The organism is Sphingobacterium sp. R2, from assembly GCF_040760075.1.
Taxonomy (GTDB): domain Bacteria; phylum Bacteroidota; class Bacteroidia; order Sphingobacteriales; family Sphingobacteriaceae; genus Sphingobacterium.
Map to the genome: position 1 here is coordinate 4972140 of NZ_CP142884.1, position 18087 is coordinate 4990226.

Annotated in this window: 10 protein-coding genes; 3 read left to right on the plus strand and 7 right to left on the minus strand. The window is 43.8% G+C overall.

Annotated features, from left to right (window positions below; genetic code table 11):
* Window positions 1–56: 56 nt before the first annotated feature.
* The 7 genes from VXM68_RS20840 to VXM68_RS20870 form a co-directional block, all read right to left on the minus strand.
* Window positions 57–2522: a glycoside hydrolase family 2 TIM barrel-domain containing protein gene (locus tag VXM68_RS20840; RefSeq protein WP_367209891.1), complete on the minus strand. Its 2466-nt coding sequence runs from the start codon at window positions 2520–2522 to the stop codon at window positions 57–59.
* A 64-nt stretch (window positions 2523–2586) separates the two neighbouring features.
* Window positions 2587–3618: an arabinogalactan endo-beta-1,4-galactanase gene (locus VXM68_RS20845; RefSeq protein ID WP_367209892.1), complete on the minus strand. Its 1032-nt coding sequence runs from the start codon at window positions 3616–3618 to the stop codon at window positions 2587–2589.
* A 36-nt stretch (window positions 3619–3654) separates the two neighbouring features.
* Window positions 3655–4707: a DUF5111 domain-containing protein gene (locus VXM68_RS20850; protein WP_367209893.1), complete on the minus strand. Its 1053-nt coding sequence runs from the start codon at window positions 4705–4707 to the stop codon at window positions 3655–3657.
* 106 nt (window positions 4708–4813) lie between these two features.
* Window positions 4814–6289 (minus strand): RagB/SusD family nutrient uptake outer membrane protein, encoded by a 1476-nt coding sequence (locus VXM68_RS20855; protein WP_367209894.1) that lies wholly within the window; start codon window positions 6287–6289, stop codon window positions 4814–4816.
* Between the two features lie 122 nt (window positions 6290–6411).
* Window positions 6412–9393 (minus strand): SusC/RagA family TonB-linked outer membrane protein, encoded by a 2982-nt coding sequence (locus VXM68_RS20860; protein WP_367209895.1) that lies wholly within the window; start codon window positions 9391–9393, stop codon window positions 6412–6414.
* 109 nt (window positions 9394–9502) lie between these two features.
* A complete protein-coding gene (locus VXM68_RS20865; protein ID WP_367209896.1) occupies window positions 9503–12079 on the minus strand; it encodes a hypothetical protein in 2577 nt (858 codons plus the stop codon).
* A gap of 149 nt (window positions 12080–12228) precedes the next feature.
* Entirely contained in the window at window positions 12229–16131 is a 3903-nt protein-coding gene (locus VXM68_RS20870; RefSeq protein ID WP_367209897.1) for an ATP-binding protein, read from the minus strand.
* Window positions 16132–16717: 586 nt separating this feature from the next.
* Between VXM68_RS20870 and VXM68_RS20875 the strand changes: the two genes are divergently transcribed.
* The 3 genes from VXM68_RS20875 to VXM68_RS20885 all read left to right on the plus strand — a co-directional run bounded on the left by VXM68_RS20875 (window position 16718) and on the right by VXM68_RS20885 (window position 18075).
* Entirely contained in the window at window positions 16718–16900 is a 183-nt protein-coding gene (locus VXM68_RS20875; protein ID WP_028071410.1) for a hypothetical protein, read from the plus strand.
* 39 nt (window positions 16901–16939) lie between these two features.
* A complete protein-coding gene (locus VXM68_RS20880; protein WP_367209898.1) occupies window positions 16940–17671 on the plus strand; it encodes a PRC-barrel domain-containing protein in 732 nt (243 codons plus the stop codon).
* Window positions 17672–17916: 245 nt separating this feature from the next.
* The gene (locus tag VXM68_RS20885; protein WP_367209899.1) at window positions 17917–18075 is read left to right on the plus strand and encodes a hypothetical protein; all 159 of its coding nucleotides are present in this window, start codon (window positions 17917–17919) and stop codon (window positions 18073–18075) included.
* Window positions 18076–18087 lie beyond the last annotated feature (12 nt).

Consider the following 18087-nt stretch of genomic DNA (forward strand, 5'->3'; position numbering starts at 1 on the left):
AGTACAAATAGTGTAATTCTTTCAAAAAGCACTCTGAAAGGCCTCTAACGAAAAGATCAATATGTCTGAACAGTGAACAAACCCTCTTTCAGTCCTGTACTCTTTGCCTTGATCTGAATTTTTCCCGATTCTTCTCCCGCCTGAACAATCAACGTAAGCTGCCCATTAAACAGGTGCATCTGTGGTTTTTCAAACGACTCCAAGTTCGTTGGATCTCCATTAGCCAAGGCTTTAAACGCACCCGCTCCCCCGACTTCAAATCGAACTAACCCATTGGCATGCGGGCAGAGATTGCCCTGTTTATCTACTGCTTTGACCCGGATATAAGCCAATGAGCGGCCATCAGCAGCAATGGAATCATGCACTGTTTCCATTGTGATGCGGAACGGGCTACCCGCTGTTCGTACAGTCTCCTCAGCGACTGGCGTTCCAGATCTATCGTAAGCAACGACCTTGATTTCTCCGGGTTCATATTGTGTCTCCATCCACATCAGGCGATAACGCTCCTGTAAAGAATGCTTATTTTTACTTCGTTTCCCTTGACTCTTGCCGTTGATAAAAAGTTCTGCACTTGGATAGTCCGTATAAACGAAAACAGGTGTCTGCTGTCCCTCACGGTCTGGCCATGTCCAATGTGGAAGAACGTGCAAGGTATGTTCATTTTTATTCCACAAACTTCTGTAGAGGTAATAACGATCTTTGGGAATACTTGCCAGATCAATAATGCCAAACATGGAACTGTGGTTGGGCCATGCATCTGTATCGTATGGAGACGGCTCACCGAGGTAATCAAATCCAGTCCATACGAATTGCCCCATCGTCCAATGATGGTCTTCTGCCAAGGCAAAATCTTCATCCGGTAGATTGGACCAGGAACAATATTCCATATCGTAAGACGAAGATTGATGATCAGGATATAGCATATCGCCCTTCTTGACTACAGGAAATTTATATATGCCCCTGGAACTTACGGTGGATGCCGTTTCCGAACCCAATACTATATTTTGTGGCAATTTCGAATAAGCCTCTTCATAACGGTGCGTACGATAGTTTAGTCCCGGAACATCCAGTAAACTGGCAAAACCATTTTCCAGCACACAACTAACCTGGTCCATACCACAGGTCACCGGTCGAGAGGGGTCTTCCCGATGGCAGATAGCCTGTAAAAATGAAGCCACTTTATATCCGTCGGCACTGCATTGTGTCGGCACCTCATTCCCGATACTCCACATGACCACAGATGGGTTGTTTCTAAAATGATGAATCATATTGACCATATCCCGCTCTGCCCAATCCGCAAAAAAACGATGGTATCCATTTTTACATTTGGCAATGTCCCATTCGTCGAAAGGTTCGATCATCATCATCAATCCCAATTCATCGCATAGCGAAACCAGTTCCGGAGCGGGCATGTTGTGAGCGGTGCGCACAGCATCACAGCCCATATCTTTGAGCAATTGTAATTGATAGCGTAAAGCCGACACATTGATTGCCGCGCCCAATGGGCCGAGATCGTGATGATTACATACACCTTGAAATTTTCGAATCTTTCCATTTAACATAAATCCCCGGTCGGCAATAACACGTACCTCCCGAATTCCGAAACGGGTCTCGAAACTATCCATGAGCTTACCATCAACATAAACTTGCGTAGAAGCTCGGTATAAATTAGGTTGTTCGGGGCTCCATAATGCAGGCTTTTTTACTTCAAAATTTTGTACAAAAGCCTTACCGTAGTTTAATTTTTGCTCATTTTCTTTCTGCGCCACGACACGGCCTTCTGCATTCAATATTGCAGTTACCATGCGCACCAATTTACCATCTGCATGCTCCAAAGTGGTTTCCAACTTTACTGAAGCCAGACTGTCTGAGACAAACGGCGTGGTGATATGGGCTCCCCAAACAGGCATATGAATTTTCTCGGTAACAATCACATGCACATTCCGATAGAGTCCTGCACCTGGATACCAACGTGAAGATTGTGCTTTATTTTCCAATCGGACGGCAACGGTATTGTTTCTGCCATCCCTATGCAGCAATTCGGTCACATCAAAATGAAATGCATTATAACCATACGGCCAGAAGCAAGCTTCCTTTCCATTGACATAGACCCGGGCTTCACTCATTGCACCATCAAATTTAAGCACCACGCGTTTACTACTGGGGTCAAACTGAGGTACATCAAACTTGGTGCGATACCAGCCTATACCAACATACGGTAGGCCTCCGGTTCGGCCCGTTTTTACAGTTGCTTTTTTCTCTCCATTTTGTGTCACTGCAACATCCTGCAAATCGTGTGCACGGTCAAAAGGTCCCGCAATGGCCCAATCGTGCGGTACCGTCACATTTTTCCAATTCTTGTCGTCCAATGTCGTCTGTTCGCCATGGGCAACTTCACCCTGAAAAAAGCGCCAGTTTTTCTCCAACAAGAAAGACTGACGTACCGATTGTCCATGCATTTCTTTCGGCACGAATAAAAACAAAAACAATAATACGAAAGCGATATGCAATAGTCTCATCATCAAATTATGGGTTTAGGGTCTAAAGTTTAATTCCATTATCATCATTCAGCGCTATAAATATAGTCTATTTAAAAGCATTCAAGGCTTTTGTGGGACGTCCATTGTTATCAAATGCGCCTAACGTATAACCATTCCAACCGCCATAAGCCAAAGGTTCCCAATAAAATATTCCCAACACCTTATGATCTGGCACGGTATTGACCGAGCTGAAAAGATCTTTGAGCCAGATTTCTGCGGTATCGGCGGCATCCCAGCTCATGCCCACTTCGCAGATCATGACCTCTGAATGGTATCGCTCAATCATATCTTTGATGTTACTGACGCAGGCTGTATTCCGTTCCTTCCAATTCTCGGGAGTCGGATAAAGTGACATACCGATCACATCCCACTTCCCACCGTTTTCCTTCAGACCATCGAACATCCAACGGAACAAATTATTATCAAATCCATTGTGAAGATGGATGATCACTTTTGCTGTCGGAAAAATCATTTTTACCGCATCATAGCCTGCATTATTCAATACAGCATAGTTAGCCATGCTCTCCGAGGCTTTACCCTCATTCCACAACATACCATTCCCGGTTTCATTGCCTACCTGCACCCATTCCGGTGTAATGTCGTTGTCTTTCAGTAATTGTAACACCTCTTTTGTATGGTTGCTTACAGCTTTCTTTAAGTCATCAAATGCCAAACTCTTCCATGCCGCAGGCTTTGTCTGCTGTCCAGGATCTGCCCAGGTATCACTATAATGAAAATCCACCATGATCCGCATTCCCAAATGATTTGCGCGACGTGCTTTAACCAACACGTCGTTCTTATTGCACCAACCACGTTCGGGATCTACCCAAACGCGTAGTCGTACAGCATCCATCCCCAATCCACGCAATAATTTTAGTCCATCTACTGCATTTCCTCCAGCATTAAAAAACTGTACACCCGAAGCCTCCATTTCCGTAATCCAGCTGATATCAGCCCCTTTTGCCAAATGTGATGTGGTTGCAGTGGGCTCGAAGCTCTCTTTTTTGCTGCAGCTAGACAGTACCAAACAAAAGCCTATCGCTGCGGCAAATACCTTTCCTATTGTTAATTTTTTCATTCGATTCAATTATTTAAGGAGTCATCCTATTGATGTTTACTCCACATGATACTTAAACTGTTTGGGATCGCTCAGATCGAGGATCAAGGTATGTGTACCCACCTTGTCATAAGCAAATCCACTACCATCTGCTGTATATAGTGCACAGTTGCCATCCCCTTCCGCGGCTCCAAAAAACCAAGTCCAACTGCCATTGATCAACACTTTTATGCCCCACTGTTCAGCTGCTGTTGTCGTGATTATTGCCTTCCAAACTTTCGCCGTTTGGTCATAGGTCATCGGCGTGGCTGTTGCGTTCCAACCGTTAAAGTCGCCCGTCACCGACATCGATTCCACAGCCGTTTCTTTCCAGGCCAACTTATTAACATCGGCGGTCAGGTACAGATATCCGCCTTTGCTTGTCCAGCAGTTCCAGCGATCTGCCCCGCTATATAAAATATATTGGCTACCATCCAATGGATAAGAACCATAGATGAGAGATGCACTGGCACTTTCTGCATTGGCTAAATAGAAGTTGTACCATTGGTCGAGACGTACAAAACCATCGTAGAAACCATCTTCTTTTCTCGAACAAAGTTTCCACGGGAATTGGGTCATTTCTTTGTTCGAAAGATAAAGGTAAGCTGCCTCATCCATTGGTTGGTAAGGCGTGATAGTCAAGGCAATCACGTTACTGTACAGCCATGCTGTATTGGCACCCAGTCGCGAAGCAACTCGGATATAAAACACCTTTTTTTCATCAGGCACAAATCCCATCCCCGTGACGAGATTATTCAGTTGTTCATGCGTATAGCTGATCGAGCTTGCCACCTGCTCGATACTTTTGGCAATAACCGAAAAAGAGGGGTCTGCCGTTATTTCTATCTTATTTTTTAAGGCCGACTGCGCCATCGGTTCTTCGCTGGTCAAGATCGCCTCGTCCCAAACAAGCTGCAGTGCCACAGCTTTGCGATCGGTAGATTTTAAAACCAATTCCGATGTACTGCTGTGCAACACTGCAGGTTTTATTCCCCCGACAGCTGGTGTCCCGCCCTCCTTTTTACAAGCAGCGAAAAGCAATACCAAAATATAAAGTGTCAATTGTTTCATAAGTCATCATTATCTTTAAAACCCGTATGGAAATATTCGTTGATGCGCTTCAGCTCCACTGCTGGGCCGCATAACTATACCATCGATTTACCAATACATTACTACCCTAATAACCTGCATTTTGAATTAAATTCGGATTAGCGCTCATATCTGTTGTTGGAATCGGATACAGATTGAACTTTGTATCCACAGAACGCCCATTCATATCCCCTCCTTTCCATTGCCAGAGGTAAGCACTTCCGGTAAACTTTCCAAATCGAATGAGATCTGTGCGGCGCGTACATTCCCAAAACAGTTCACGTCCGCGCTCCGCAAGGATAAAGTCAAGCGTGAGCTGCGCCTGCTCGATAGTGCCAGCGGAACTTCCATATCCCCTTTGTCTGATCGCGTTGACGAGAGTAAGGGCTTCCTGCACACTACCGCCGCCACCGCGAAGTACGGCTTCGGCATACATCAGATAAACATCAGCCAGGCGGATCATCGGAAAATCCGTACTGACCAAACCTTCATCTGTCGTATAGGTGCCATCATCCTTCAAATTTGTAAACTTTACCAATCCATAACCCTGGCTTGATGCAGCTGGATCTTCTACGTCCAAAGACTGCCCATTTTTCCAAAAATCACCTCTTTTATCTTCCGCTTCAAAAATGCCTACAAATTCGCGAAGTGTACGAAAACTATTCCAGCCAGAAAGCACCCCATAGTCTGACGATTTCATGCTCCCCACAATAGGGCCATTAACCAGATAAGTTGTCGAACCCCAGGTAGTGGTGTGTGCCACATCGGCTTCTATCGGAAAGATAATTTCATTGGTACGCTTATCATTATCGGCATTAAACACCTGCTTATAATTCGCATTTAAGGTGTATCCGGCATCAATCACCTTTTTTGCATAGTTCAGACAGTCTGCGTTCCGTGCTGTACCCGTATACACCTGAGCATTCAGATAATTCTTTGCCAATAAAGACCATGCGGCAGCACGACTCACCCGTCCGTATTCATTTTTACGCGCTTCTGGCAAGATTGCTGCGACCTCCAAAAGTTCCTTTTCAATAAATTTGAAAAGATCACCCCTCGCCATCCGCGGCGGAAAAAATGCAGCTACAGGATCGCTCTCAGTCACAAACGGAACATTTCCATACAAGTCCATGGCATGGCTATAGGCCAGTGCACGCAGAAAACGAGCTTCCGCCGCAAATGTCAGAATCTGCGTCTGTTCGGTCGAATTAAATGTTGCCAGTTTCGCTGTGGTGGCATTTCGCAGAAATTCGTTGCAGATAGCGACCGTATAATAAATCCGGTAATACATGGCATTGACCCATGTATCGGACGCTCCCCAGGTCATATACTGAATATCGGTCATGTTATCACCTCCCGCCCAAGTGTAGATCACCTCATCTGTAGGTACTTCCTGCAAATTAAAATACACCCGAAGGTAGCCCCAAGAGGCTGTGCTGCCGGCCATGTCCGGATCAGCATCACCGCGTCCATTGCCTGCAACAGCAAATGAGGCATAAAGTTTAGCAAGGACCGAACGGTACCCCTCTACCGAAGTATAGACCGATTCCGATGTCGTTTCCACAGTTGGATATTGGTTTAAGTCCTTGGTGCAGGAGTGTAGTAACAAAATTATACTTAACACTCCAAAACAAAATCTTTTTATATTTTTCATCGTTATATAAGTTTTCTTTTTTGAGGTAGCCATTAAAAATCCATATTGACGCTCAAGGAGAATGTTCTCGAGCGCGGGTAAAACGAACTGTCAAATCCACTCGGAACCTCAGGGTCCATACCGCTATATTTGCTCACAATAAAAACATTTTGCGCTACTGCACCCACGCGTAAATTGGAAATCTTGCCCACTTTGCCGAAAGTATAGTTCACGGAAAGATTTTCCATTCGAAGGAAGGAAGCATTTTCAACATAGTAATCTGAATAATACTGTCTAGTCTGAAATCCCGTATGCAAGTAATCCCGATGAAGGTTATTGATCGACGGATCTACATATTGAACGGTCTCCCACGCACTGAGGTTCATTTTTGTATTATTAAAGACATAGTTCCCCAAATTTGCGCGTAAAGTAGTGGCTGCAGTCCATTTTTTGTACGTTAGCTGTGTATTGAAACCGAACAGCCATTTTGCGGCCGGGGATTGATAGCGATACAGGTCTTTTTCATTGATCGCACCATCACCATTCAGATCAGCGTACACGCCTTCCAGCGGTTTTCCTGCCTCGTTGTACAATTGCTTGTACACATAAAACATGTAAGGTTGATATCCCGTTGTTAGGATCTGTATGCCACGGCCACTGACATTAGGACCGACGTACGTTCCAACCGCATTGGCATCCTGTACCAAGGCTATATTGGTTACTTTTGTGTGTTGATTGGTTGCATTGATATTCACTTCCCAGCGCAAATTATCTTTCTGAATAGGGACAGTATTCAATTGAAATTCGAAACCACTGCTTTCAACATTGCCGACGTTAATGGTTGCGTTCTGGTCAAAGTTTGTTCCTGCCGCCACAGGCACATTGGCCAGTAGATCATGTGTTTTTCTTGTATAATATTCAATTACACCAGATACCCTATTCTTCCAAAGTCCAAAATCCAGACCGTAGTTAAATGCTTTAGTTGTCTCCCAGCGTAAATCCCTGTTGTAGACCGATGGCCGATACACCAGATGATACTGATCGCCAAACCGATATTGGGCATAGGCGGTTCCCAAATTATAAACCGGCAAATACTCATAATTGCCGATACCTTCCTGCTGTCCTGTTATACCATAACTTGCACGGAGCTTCAAATCGTCCAAAAACGATATGCCTTTCATGAAAGATTCCTGTGAAAGACGCCATGCCAAGGCGATAGAAGGAAACGTTCCCCAGCGATTTTCTGGACTGAATCGTGATGTACCGTCCTTCCGGACCGTTGCTGTCAGTAAATAACGGCTATCGTAATTGTAGTTGATCCGACCATACCAAGAGATCAGCGTATGGCGCTCGTCTGATGCGATAGCGGTAGAACGTATATCGCCTGCTTCATTATAGTACACGATCGGTGGGCGCCCTGCACTCCAATATTGATAATCGTGGCCAGCAGTAATGTCGACTGTACTTTTTAAGTCTGCAAAGAACTTGTTATAATTTAGATAACCCGTGAATAATTTATTTTTAAGGGTCTGTTCATAGCGGTCAAAAGCTCCTCCAATCGTAAAATTATTGGCTGCACTTGCGGGAATTAGATTTGATCCATTCCCTTTAGCATAGTCATATCCGAGCGTTACGTGAGCTTTTAATTCGGGTAGCATATGAAACTTATAATCAAGATCAAGATTACCTACAGCTCGATTGACTGTACTAAGGTGCTTCTCCTGACGAAGCAGGCCCAGTGGATTGAGATTTGCACCTGTTGCTGGAAGACCGGCATTATCGAGACTCTCGTAATAACCCCCGTAGGCATCTACCCCCGAATAAATTGGCTGCGTTGGATTAAAAGCCACAGCAGACCATATTGCTTCAGTATTGGCAAAACTGTTGTTATTTCGAGCTCCTTTAACATTCAGATTTAGCGCGAGGTGTTTGTCAAAAAATGTCGGATTTAGCACAAATGCTCCCGTCATACGCTCCGTCTTGTCGGTGCGCAAAGTTCCCTGTTGATTGTAATAGCCCGCAGAAGCTCGAAAAGGCAGGGCCTTACCGATCTTTCCCTGCAAACTTAAATTATTGTCCGTTCCTATGGCATCCTGAAAAACCTCAGAAAGCCAATCTGTCGAGGCATTACCCAATAGCGCTTTTTGCGCAGAAGTTCCTTTGCTATTGATCAGGTTGGCAAATTCATCGCGCGACATCATATCAGCCACTCCCATCGCCTGTTGCATGGATACAATGGAGGAAAAAGAAAGCCGTAATGTATCCCCTTTTCCTTTCTTTGTCGTTATCAACAATACCCCATTTGATGCACGAGATCCATAAATCGCTGTGGAGGACGCATCTTTGAGTACTGTCATGCTTTCAATATCATTGGGATTGATCAGACTAAGAAAATTTCCACTGTTGCCGCTGATGCCGCCAGTTTCCAAAGGTACCCCGTCCAATACGATCAGTGGATCGTTGCTGGCACTCAATGAAGCTCCGCCACGAATACGTATGGTACTGCCCGAGGAAGGCGAGCCACTGTTGGACATCACTTGGACGCCAGCCGTTTTTCCATTGATCAGCTGTTCGGGAGAACCAACCAACCCCGTATTAAAATCTTTGCTACCTACCGTGCTGACGGCACCCGTTAGATCCTTTTTTGTACTACTGCCATAACCTACGATGACCAGCTCTTCCAAAACATTTCCCGCCGATACCAACTTAATGTCTAAAGATGTTCCGGATACCGTCAAGGTTTGACTGGTATACCCCACTATCGAGAATGACAGTTGCGATTTGCCTCTCGGCAAAGAAATACGATAAGTACCATCGTTGGCCGTAGAAGTCCCCACAGTGGTACCAGTCACCAACACCGTAACACCGGCCATCGGTTGCCCCTGTTCATTGCGGACTACCCCGCGGACATCCTGTTGTTGCATCAACCTGATCCATTTACTCTCCCCTTTCGTTGCCGCATAGAGCTGCGTTTCCCCAAGGCAGGACAGCAATGACAAGCTCAATAAACTTGTTTTAAATGCAAAACCTTTCATTTTTTTAGATTTATGTGTTTATAATTGTTTCTTTCCTTTAATGCAATTCCTCCACTATACTCACCTCAGCGCTCGATTCGGCCAATGGGGCAAATTGCTATTTTTTCCACTATTCCAGCCATACCGCGGCTAGAGACAGCACGACGTCCGACATATTTTCGCCCGAGATAATGAGCTTTTCGATAGCTCTTTTATCCAATTGATCGGAAACTACCGGTTTAAAAAACCGTTCAAGAAAAACGGGATAAGGGGCAGGCAGCAAAGCCGTCGGTACCAGCTGTAAATCTGCTAAATCGATGCAAATTAACCGTTCAGTAGCTGAAACAGCATCTATTTTTTTGACGTAGGTGTACCCTTTGTTTGTAACAAATCCTGCTTTTAGCGTCGGATTGCCACCAGTATGTTTTAAGAGTATACAAAGTGTTTTAACATGATCGAGCCCTCCTGGCCGACCAAGAATTTTTGTTCTGATATCTTTAAGCCAGAAATACTGCGCGCTCAAATCCTTCGCGTGAAAACTATACGTCCACAAAGGCAGCTTCCCTAAATCTTGCTGTTGCCATTCTGCAGTCATATAAGCGGTTTCTGGAATCGCGAAAGTTTCAAAAGTAGCGACCTTGGACAATGATTCAAACAGCGAAATTGGCGCATGTTGTTCATATAACCCAACCGTCCAATAGCTATTGACGCGATAGTCCCAGTCAAGCGGAGCTCCAGCCTGATTGTCTGGATAAGTAAACTGCTTACCTCCAACAAACACCGTGGCCGTATATTTTAGCGCGTTGCCATTTAGCAAAGCTGCTGGAATATCCGCCTCATACCTATAACTATCTTTCGGGATCAGCTTGATGTAAGGATTATGCTCGTTCCAAAATGAGATCTGATCCGTCTGTAAAATAATCGAATCGGGTTGCTGTTCAAAGATGTAGCGGAACTCCAATTTGGCGCTACGCCCTTTTTCCAGTGCCTCGGGCTGCTGGTGTATTAGCAGAGCTTGTTTCAATGGCGCAGCTGCTGGCGCATAAAATTCACCCAGGCGTCCATTTTTCCAGGATGAAGAGGCTGTCCATCTATTTTTTAGCTGCACATGCTTTCGCTTCAGCAGGTAAACGCCTGGTTCAACACTGAAGCTGGTTGTAGGCACTATACGATCTTCCACCACACCAGTTTTGTGCGACAGCTGCTGTACGGTGAACATCTCGCCAAGGTCAGGAATTTGAATATCGATCGCCTGAGACCGGTACAAGATATGTACCACCTCGCGGCTTGGCGACGGCTTGGCAAAAGGATCGGCAATTTTTTCTGCATCTGGCATTACCTCCAAACGCCATAAGCCTTCTTCCAAACGATCCAAAAAATAGGCGCCAGATCCGCCATACTCCACTACAGGCGATGAACCATGGCCGGCAATATGCATCAATTGCTCTGGCTTCACGGGTTTGACCGCTGTATTATTCGTATAAAAATATTTATCCGGTGCATTCATCATGGCGAGATCCTGATCATAGCACACCTCAAAATCGCCAAACGAAGTATTCTGCGGGTATGGATTAAATTTTTTATTCCTGGGGATTGTATAGGCCACCTCGGCAGCAATTAACGTACTCAATGCTTTTGCCGGTGTGTAGGCTAAATTGAGATAATGGGTCTGATATTCTGTATTGTAGGCTGCAATATCCATCGGATCGTAAGCAAATTGCGTGATCCATTGAAATCCAGCGGAACGAAATGTACGGCTCATCGCGGGATGCAGGTAGCTGTAGAGATTGTCTGCAGGATCATACTCGTATACTGCCTTTGCTTTATTGGTAAACCCTTTCAAGTTTGCAAAGGGGATGCGGTATTGATCAATGTATGGCAGAAAATTTCCCAAACGTTCTCTCCCTGCAACCAGTCCCACAGGATACCATTGATAGGTGGTTCCTTGGATATCAGCATTGAAATAAGCCTGCACATGATCCATATTATGGCTGACATTATAGAAAATCGGCTTTTTATGACCACTTTTTTTTATAGCCTTAACCATCCGTGCAATATAGTTCGAAGTCGTTTGAACTGAACCTGTATGGCACGGCTCGTTATTAATTTCAAATCCAATAACGTAAGGATCTTCCTGATAAGCGTAGCCCGTATAAGGATTTACATGGCGAAGCAACTGGCTGATATACTTTTCCTGTGCTGCAATTGCCTGTGGATTGGCATGGATTTGACACTTATCATAATGGTAGGTAAAGGCATCCGTATTTTCATTTTTTTCGGGATAACCATTTCCAAAGTTCGTCATGCCGGTAATTAAAATCCGGATGCCACGCTCTTGCAGTTTGAAAAAGAGGTAGTCCAATAGATCCAGATGTTCATTGCTTATCAGGTTTCCATTTCTGTCCGAGATTTCCACATCCCAGATATGGATACGATAAGCATTATACCCCAAACGGGAAAAGTGGTAGACGTCCCGATCAATAGCCTGCTTACGGTCGATTCCTCTAGCCTGAAGTGCCCGAAAAGCATGGGCAAAAGGAACGGTATAATTGACCCCATAAAATGAGGCCTCAGCCCTAGTGTCGGACCAGCGCATCACGCCTTCGCGATCAACAAAGACCGTAGGAACATTTTTATTGGCCTTAACCTGTGCATAGGTATTGGCGTACCCCAAAAGAGCAAGGCAGCATAAAATAATTACACGCATGGATTGTATCGATTTATAATTTTTTGGTTATTACGCTTACAAACCTATCAAATCGCATTATTTTTTAAGGCCACATATCGGACAAAGAACAACACAAATTGGACATCTCCACATCTCTAACCTAATATACAGTGCTGATCAACAGTACTTTACGAATAAGACTCCATATAAACCTTTGGTGACATACCAAATTCCGACTGAAAGCACTTTGAGAAATAGGACGAATTGGAGAATCCGACCATATACATCACTTCGGCTACAGTAAACTTCTTTTGCTGTAGCAACAGGGCGGCTTTTTTAATGCGGATACTGCGAATATATTCCACAGGAGTATATCCCGTGAGCTGCTTCATTTTTCGGTAGAGTTGCCTTGCCGCTACATCAGTGAGCTCGCTGAGCCGCTGCACGGAGAATTCCGAATCATCCATATTTTCTTCAATCAACTGCGTTACTTTGGTCAGGAATTTTTCATCCGGTGAATGTACTGCAACTGGTTCTGCTGGTTGACTGATTTGATCGATACGCACTTGAGCGACAATCTTATTTTTCCTTTCCAGAAGCTGCTGTAGCTGAATTTGCAGCAAATGCAGATCGAAAGGCTTCGATATATAAGCATCTATGCCCACAGCTACCCACTCGCGTTTGATGATCTCATCGCTTTGCGCAGTTAACAAAATGACGGGGATTGTCGCTGTCAATGTATTTTGGCGCAGTTTTTTGACCATTTCTATGCCTCCCATATTAGGCATCATGGCATCGGTAATAATACCATCCGGCACAAAGCTATGCCCATCAATCAACCGTAATGCCTCGCTTCCGTCACCAACGATACTGCAATCATAATTTGTCTGCAGGGTATTTCTTAAAAAATCAGCAAGCTCGGCATTATCTTCGACGATTAATATTTTGTTTCTGGTTGTGGTGTCGCTATCAGCGGCGGGATTCTTGCTGTTTATACGATCCTGCTTCCAGTTAAGTGTTGCAGTTGTGCCCTTTTGGTCGCTCGTTAGCGCAACGTCCCAGCCTAATTGTTCACAATAACTTTTGACTAAGTAAAGGCCTACTCCCGTTCCCTGTACTTCATTGACCTCCTTTAAAGAAGAGCGATAAAATTTACTGAATATATACGGAAAATCTTCAGAAGTGATGCCAATTCCGGTATCTCGAACGATCAGCTTTATGTCGTCACCATTTACTTCCAGCCGCAGGTTCACGCTACCCTCAGGTCGATTATACTTACATGCGTTGGCGATGAGGTTGTTGACAATCGATCCTAATTTGGCAACATCCGTCTGTATAAAAACGCTCTCTACAGTTGTGGAGAATTCAATATGGATATTCTTGTATTCAGGCACTTGCTGCCATTCAGCTATGAGCTGTGTACAATAATCGACCAGATCAATTTGAGAATTCAGCAATCCCTGTAAAGGCATTTGCTGCTGCTCCACCTGATCAAAAGTCATCAATTCCTGAATAAGCTGACTAATTTTTAAGGCATTTCGATGTACGCCATCTAACTGTTTCTTTTTATCGCTATTCTTGGTCTGCCGCATCATTTGGCTCACGGGAGCCAAGATCAGACTTAAGGGTGTTTTCAGCTCATGCGATACAGCAGTTAGAAAATCCATTTTCATCTTAGTGAGCTCCTGAACTTTACGGCGCTCGCGTCTCTCCCATTTCAGCGTACTGCGTACCCTGAAAAAGTTGATCATCCAGAAGATCAAGAAACCAGCAATGAGTATATAAAGACTTTTGGCCCAATAGGTCGCATACCAAGGGTAACGTATTGTAATCGGATAGGTATAGATTTCAGAAACTACATGCCCAGCAATATCCACCCTTGCCAACTGAAGATCGTAGCTTCCAGAATTTAAGTTTGACAGTAACACCTTATTATCCCCGCGTTCCATTGGAATCCAGGTTTCATTTTTACCTTTAAACGAATAGGCAAGGCGATAGCCGAGATGATTTCCATAATCCAGGTCGGAAAACTCCAGCCGCAGGTTGTTCTGATCATGCGCTAACGTGATTTCGTTTCGGTAGCGCAAACCATAATCATAACTACCAAATCTTTTATTATTGACATACATTGCGGTGAGTACAATCTTTTTCGAGCGTTCTACGTCCACTTCCTCCTTTTGTGCAGGCAACAAAACTATTTCATCAACGCCACCCAAGATGACCTCCCCTCGCTCCGTATCGTAGTACATCGAAGATACACGCTGTCCATACCGCAATAATTCGGCTTTTAAACTTTGCTTATTAATCTGCCAGACGCCAGCACTCGTTGCTACCCAGATATAGGCATTGACTTCAGCCATAGCGGTCACTTCACCCTTACCAACAGGATCAAAACGAATCAATGTGTTTTTTCCATCCGCGGCAATTCTTCGCAACTCGCCATGTTCTCCGACCCACACCGTATGCTGTTTATCCCGCAGCATAAAGGTGGCGCGATCTAATGGGTGGCCCGCACTATCCTTAAGATCCCTGATCCTCCCGGTAGCCACATCAATGCTGCTGATTCCTTTGTTATAGAAAAGTGCCAAGATTTCTCCCCTTCCATTGTCGACAATCTGATTGGCAAAATCTTCTAAGAGGCCATCCTCTTTGCTGAAATTTCGGTTTGCCACCACCGAACCCGTAGCTTCCAAGAGCCTATCTCTGTTGACCACAAATATACCGCCCATATAGGAGGCTATCCACAGATTACCTTGTCCATCTTCCAGCATATTATAGGACCATTTCGCATTCCGTTTGCCGGTTGCATCGATAATCGTCAGGTTTTTAAACTGCTTGGTCCGCGCGTCGAACACATCAACTCCACCATCGGAAGCAATCCAGACCAATCCCGCATGATCTTGATAGATATCGCGGATACGGTTGTGGGTCAGCCGATAGGTTTCAGCATCCATCCGATACCAATTGCTTTCAGCATTTCTATCGCCCAATCCATGTACCCGAATCAAACCATTGTCGCCCCCCAGCCAATACCAACCGTTACGGTCCTTAGCAATTTTATAAAAACGGTTACCGTCGTTACTTGCTGTCAATTGATATATTGGCAGTGTTTTTTCTACCTTGCGATTAGACCACAATGAAAAACCAAAATCCGTACCTAACCAAATATTTCCCGCTCGGTCTTTAAAAATACTCCATATGATATTGTTGGCTAGCGAGTTTCTATTACGGGAATCATGTTTGATCCGCTTCACGATCTGCTCCTTCAGCTGATAAGTAAAAAGACCGTCGTCGGTCCCGACCAATAAAGTGTTGGAATCTTTCGAGGCCATCGCCTTGATAGGATGGTTCTGTAATACAGGAGTTTTACGAAGCACATGTTTTTTAGCATCATACAAGTATAGCCCGTATTCCGTCCCAATAAACGTTTTGCTTAACTCCGGAACAGAAAATATGGAATTTACAAATTGGTTGCTTCCATTTTTATAATCGGGCAGTGTTAAGGCAACAATTTTTTTATGGACTGCATCTAACTCAAAAAGTCCATTATACGTGCCTATCAAGATGCTATCGTCTATCTTATCAAGTGCGTAAACGGCAGATCTGGCTTTATTCGCGGGAAATGATTTGGTATAGTCGACAAGTTTATGCGTCTTGATATCATAGCAGTACAAACCACCAATGGAACCGATCCACAATGTATTGCCCACGACCAATAGTGATCTGACATCAGAAGGGCCTCCTGAAGGGAAAGGATCGAAACGGTCTAACTGGTAATTATAGAGTAGCACGCCTTGTCCCGTACCCAACGCAAAATGCTTATCATCGACCATTTCAATACAGTATACAAAGGTCTGAAAAGGATCTTTAGTCCCCGTAAGTGGCTGCAGCGCATAGCCATCATAATTAAATAGGCCATTGTTACTTCCTAGCCATAACATTCCCAAACTATCTTGCGCAAATGAATGTACGGTATTTGCGTTCGTACCCAAAGAAATATTTCGGAAAGACGGATAATCCAGCGATTGTCCAACAACCGAAGTACTGATTAAGGAACAAAAAAATAAACAATAGAAATAAAAAGATTGCATTACTTAAAAGCGCTATGCTACAAACTTAGTTAATTCTTATGGAATCCATCATATGCCTACAACTTAACACCAACTTATCCCTAACAGCAATTTTTATTCAATTTTTAGACAGTAATTCGTCATTGCTTATTCAGTGCACACTGAGTAATTACTGAACAAGCACTGAACGAGCAGTGTAAAATAGGTCAATTTGGTTACCAGTTGATTCTCATTTGCTGCTGCTAAGAAATAAGAGATAAAAAAAGTTAGGAATCATTTAAACAAAAAAAAGGCTAGGTCAACCACGAACCTAGCCTCTACAAAAAACAATCCTTTAACCTGCGTTTATTTAACTAATTAATACATTTCCGATCAAATAACAGTGTTCACGGCAAATCGTTTAAATTATTTTTATTTTTTTTTGATAGTGTCCCATCAAACACTATAAAACACGCAACCTTCAACGTTAAGCTCATACGTGTTCAGCCAGCTACATCGCTCATACCAATCGTGCATTACAGCTAACAAATTACAATAGCCAAACCTATACATAATTTTTTTTTTCAAACGAAGCCAATGAAGTGTTGTTCTTTTTAAAAAAGTATATATGGCACATTTAGAAGTAAAACCTAAAAATGGAGCACCTTGGTGGCTATGGCTCCTGCTATCACTTCTTGCATTGGGATTGGTTCTCTATTTTGTAAACCGCTACAACAGCGGCGCACAATTAAACGAGGCTACTCCAGACACAAGTGTAAACACCACAGCGCCACTAAGAGATACTCTTTAGACCCTCGTGAAATAATTGAATAACTCAAAAACTAAAAACATGGCAATAGAAGACAAAAATTATAATCATTTGATTGAACTCGGCGGAAGCGATTATGAAATAGTCGATGGAGAACCTGATATCCGCGGATGGAAAGTGAAAAATGAGGCTGGTCAATTGATCGGACAGGTAACAGATCTGCTGTTTGATCCGCAGAGCCAACAGGTTCGCTATCTTATCATCGACCTGAATGATGCTGAATTTGTTGTGGAGGAAGATAAGAAAATACTTGTACCCATCGGTCTTGCCTCGCTTTATGACGGCACGAAGATTCAGGCGAGTAATGATACCGCTTACCCAACTCCCCCCGTTGAGCCGATTAATCATAGCGTGATCTTTACTGTCGACGAGATTCCGACAGAAGAGCCCGCAACGGATTATTTATACAATCCTGCTGATGATGGAGAGGTGGTGGTTCTATCCATTACTGAAGATCAGGTCATTCGACTGCCTGCTTACCATGAAGATCATGTCGATCCGGAAACGGAATTATCTATCCGGCACATCTTTGAAGGCACCGGAAATGTTGGATTTGTCGTAAGCGACAATAGTTATGATCCATCCACATTTTATACGCATTACCACTTTAGCGAAGATACTTTTTATAGCGAAGGAAAACAAATGGATACACTTCCTTCTGATCAAGCTCAACGGACTAGAAGAGTGGCTGCTCGATACGAACATGGGACAGCGTATGAACCTGGTACACGCAACAACAACAACGAACTATAAACAAACGCTATTACGTATACTCATTTGCATATACTCATTCCGGCTTCGATACGCTATTAGCAAAGCCGGAATGAGTGTATAGATAAAACACTCCCTTTGATGTGAAATGAGGTGCAGCGTTTAAATACGCCTTGACAGTGTATTTTATAACCTAAACCACCACATCAACTACCTAAATTCCCTAACAAATTGCCAAAATTGCACCATAATTGCATACTGTTACAAGACATCAATATAAATCGGTTATGAAAACAAATTATAAAATTGTCAGCGAGAAAAACAGGAAAACGATCAGTAGATATTACGAAAAATATAGCTGGTATAAGTTGGACCGCGAGGAACTGGCGCAAGAATTACTTATCCGGGGAGGCTTTTTAATCATCCTGGCGTATATGCTGTGGTAAAAAAATGACATT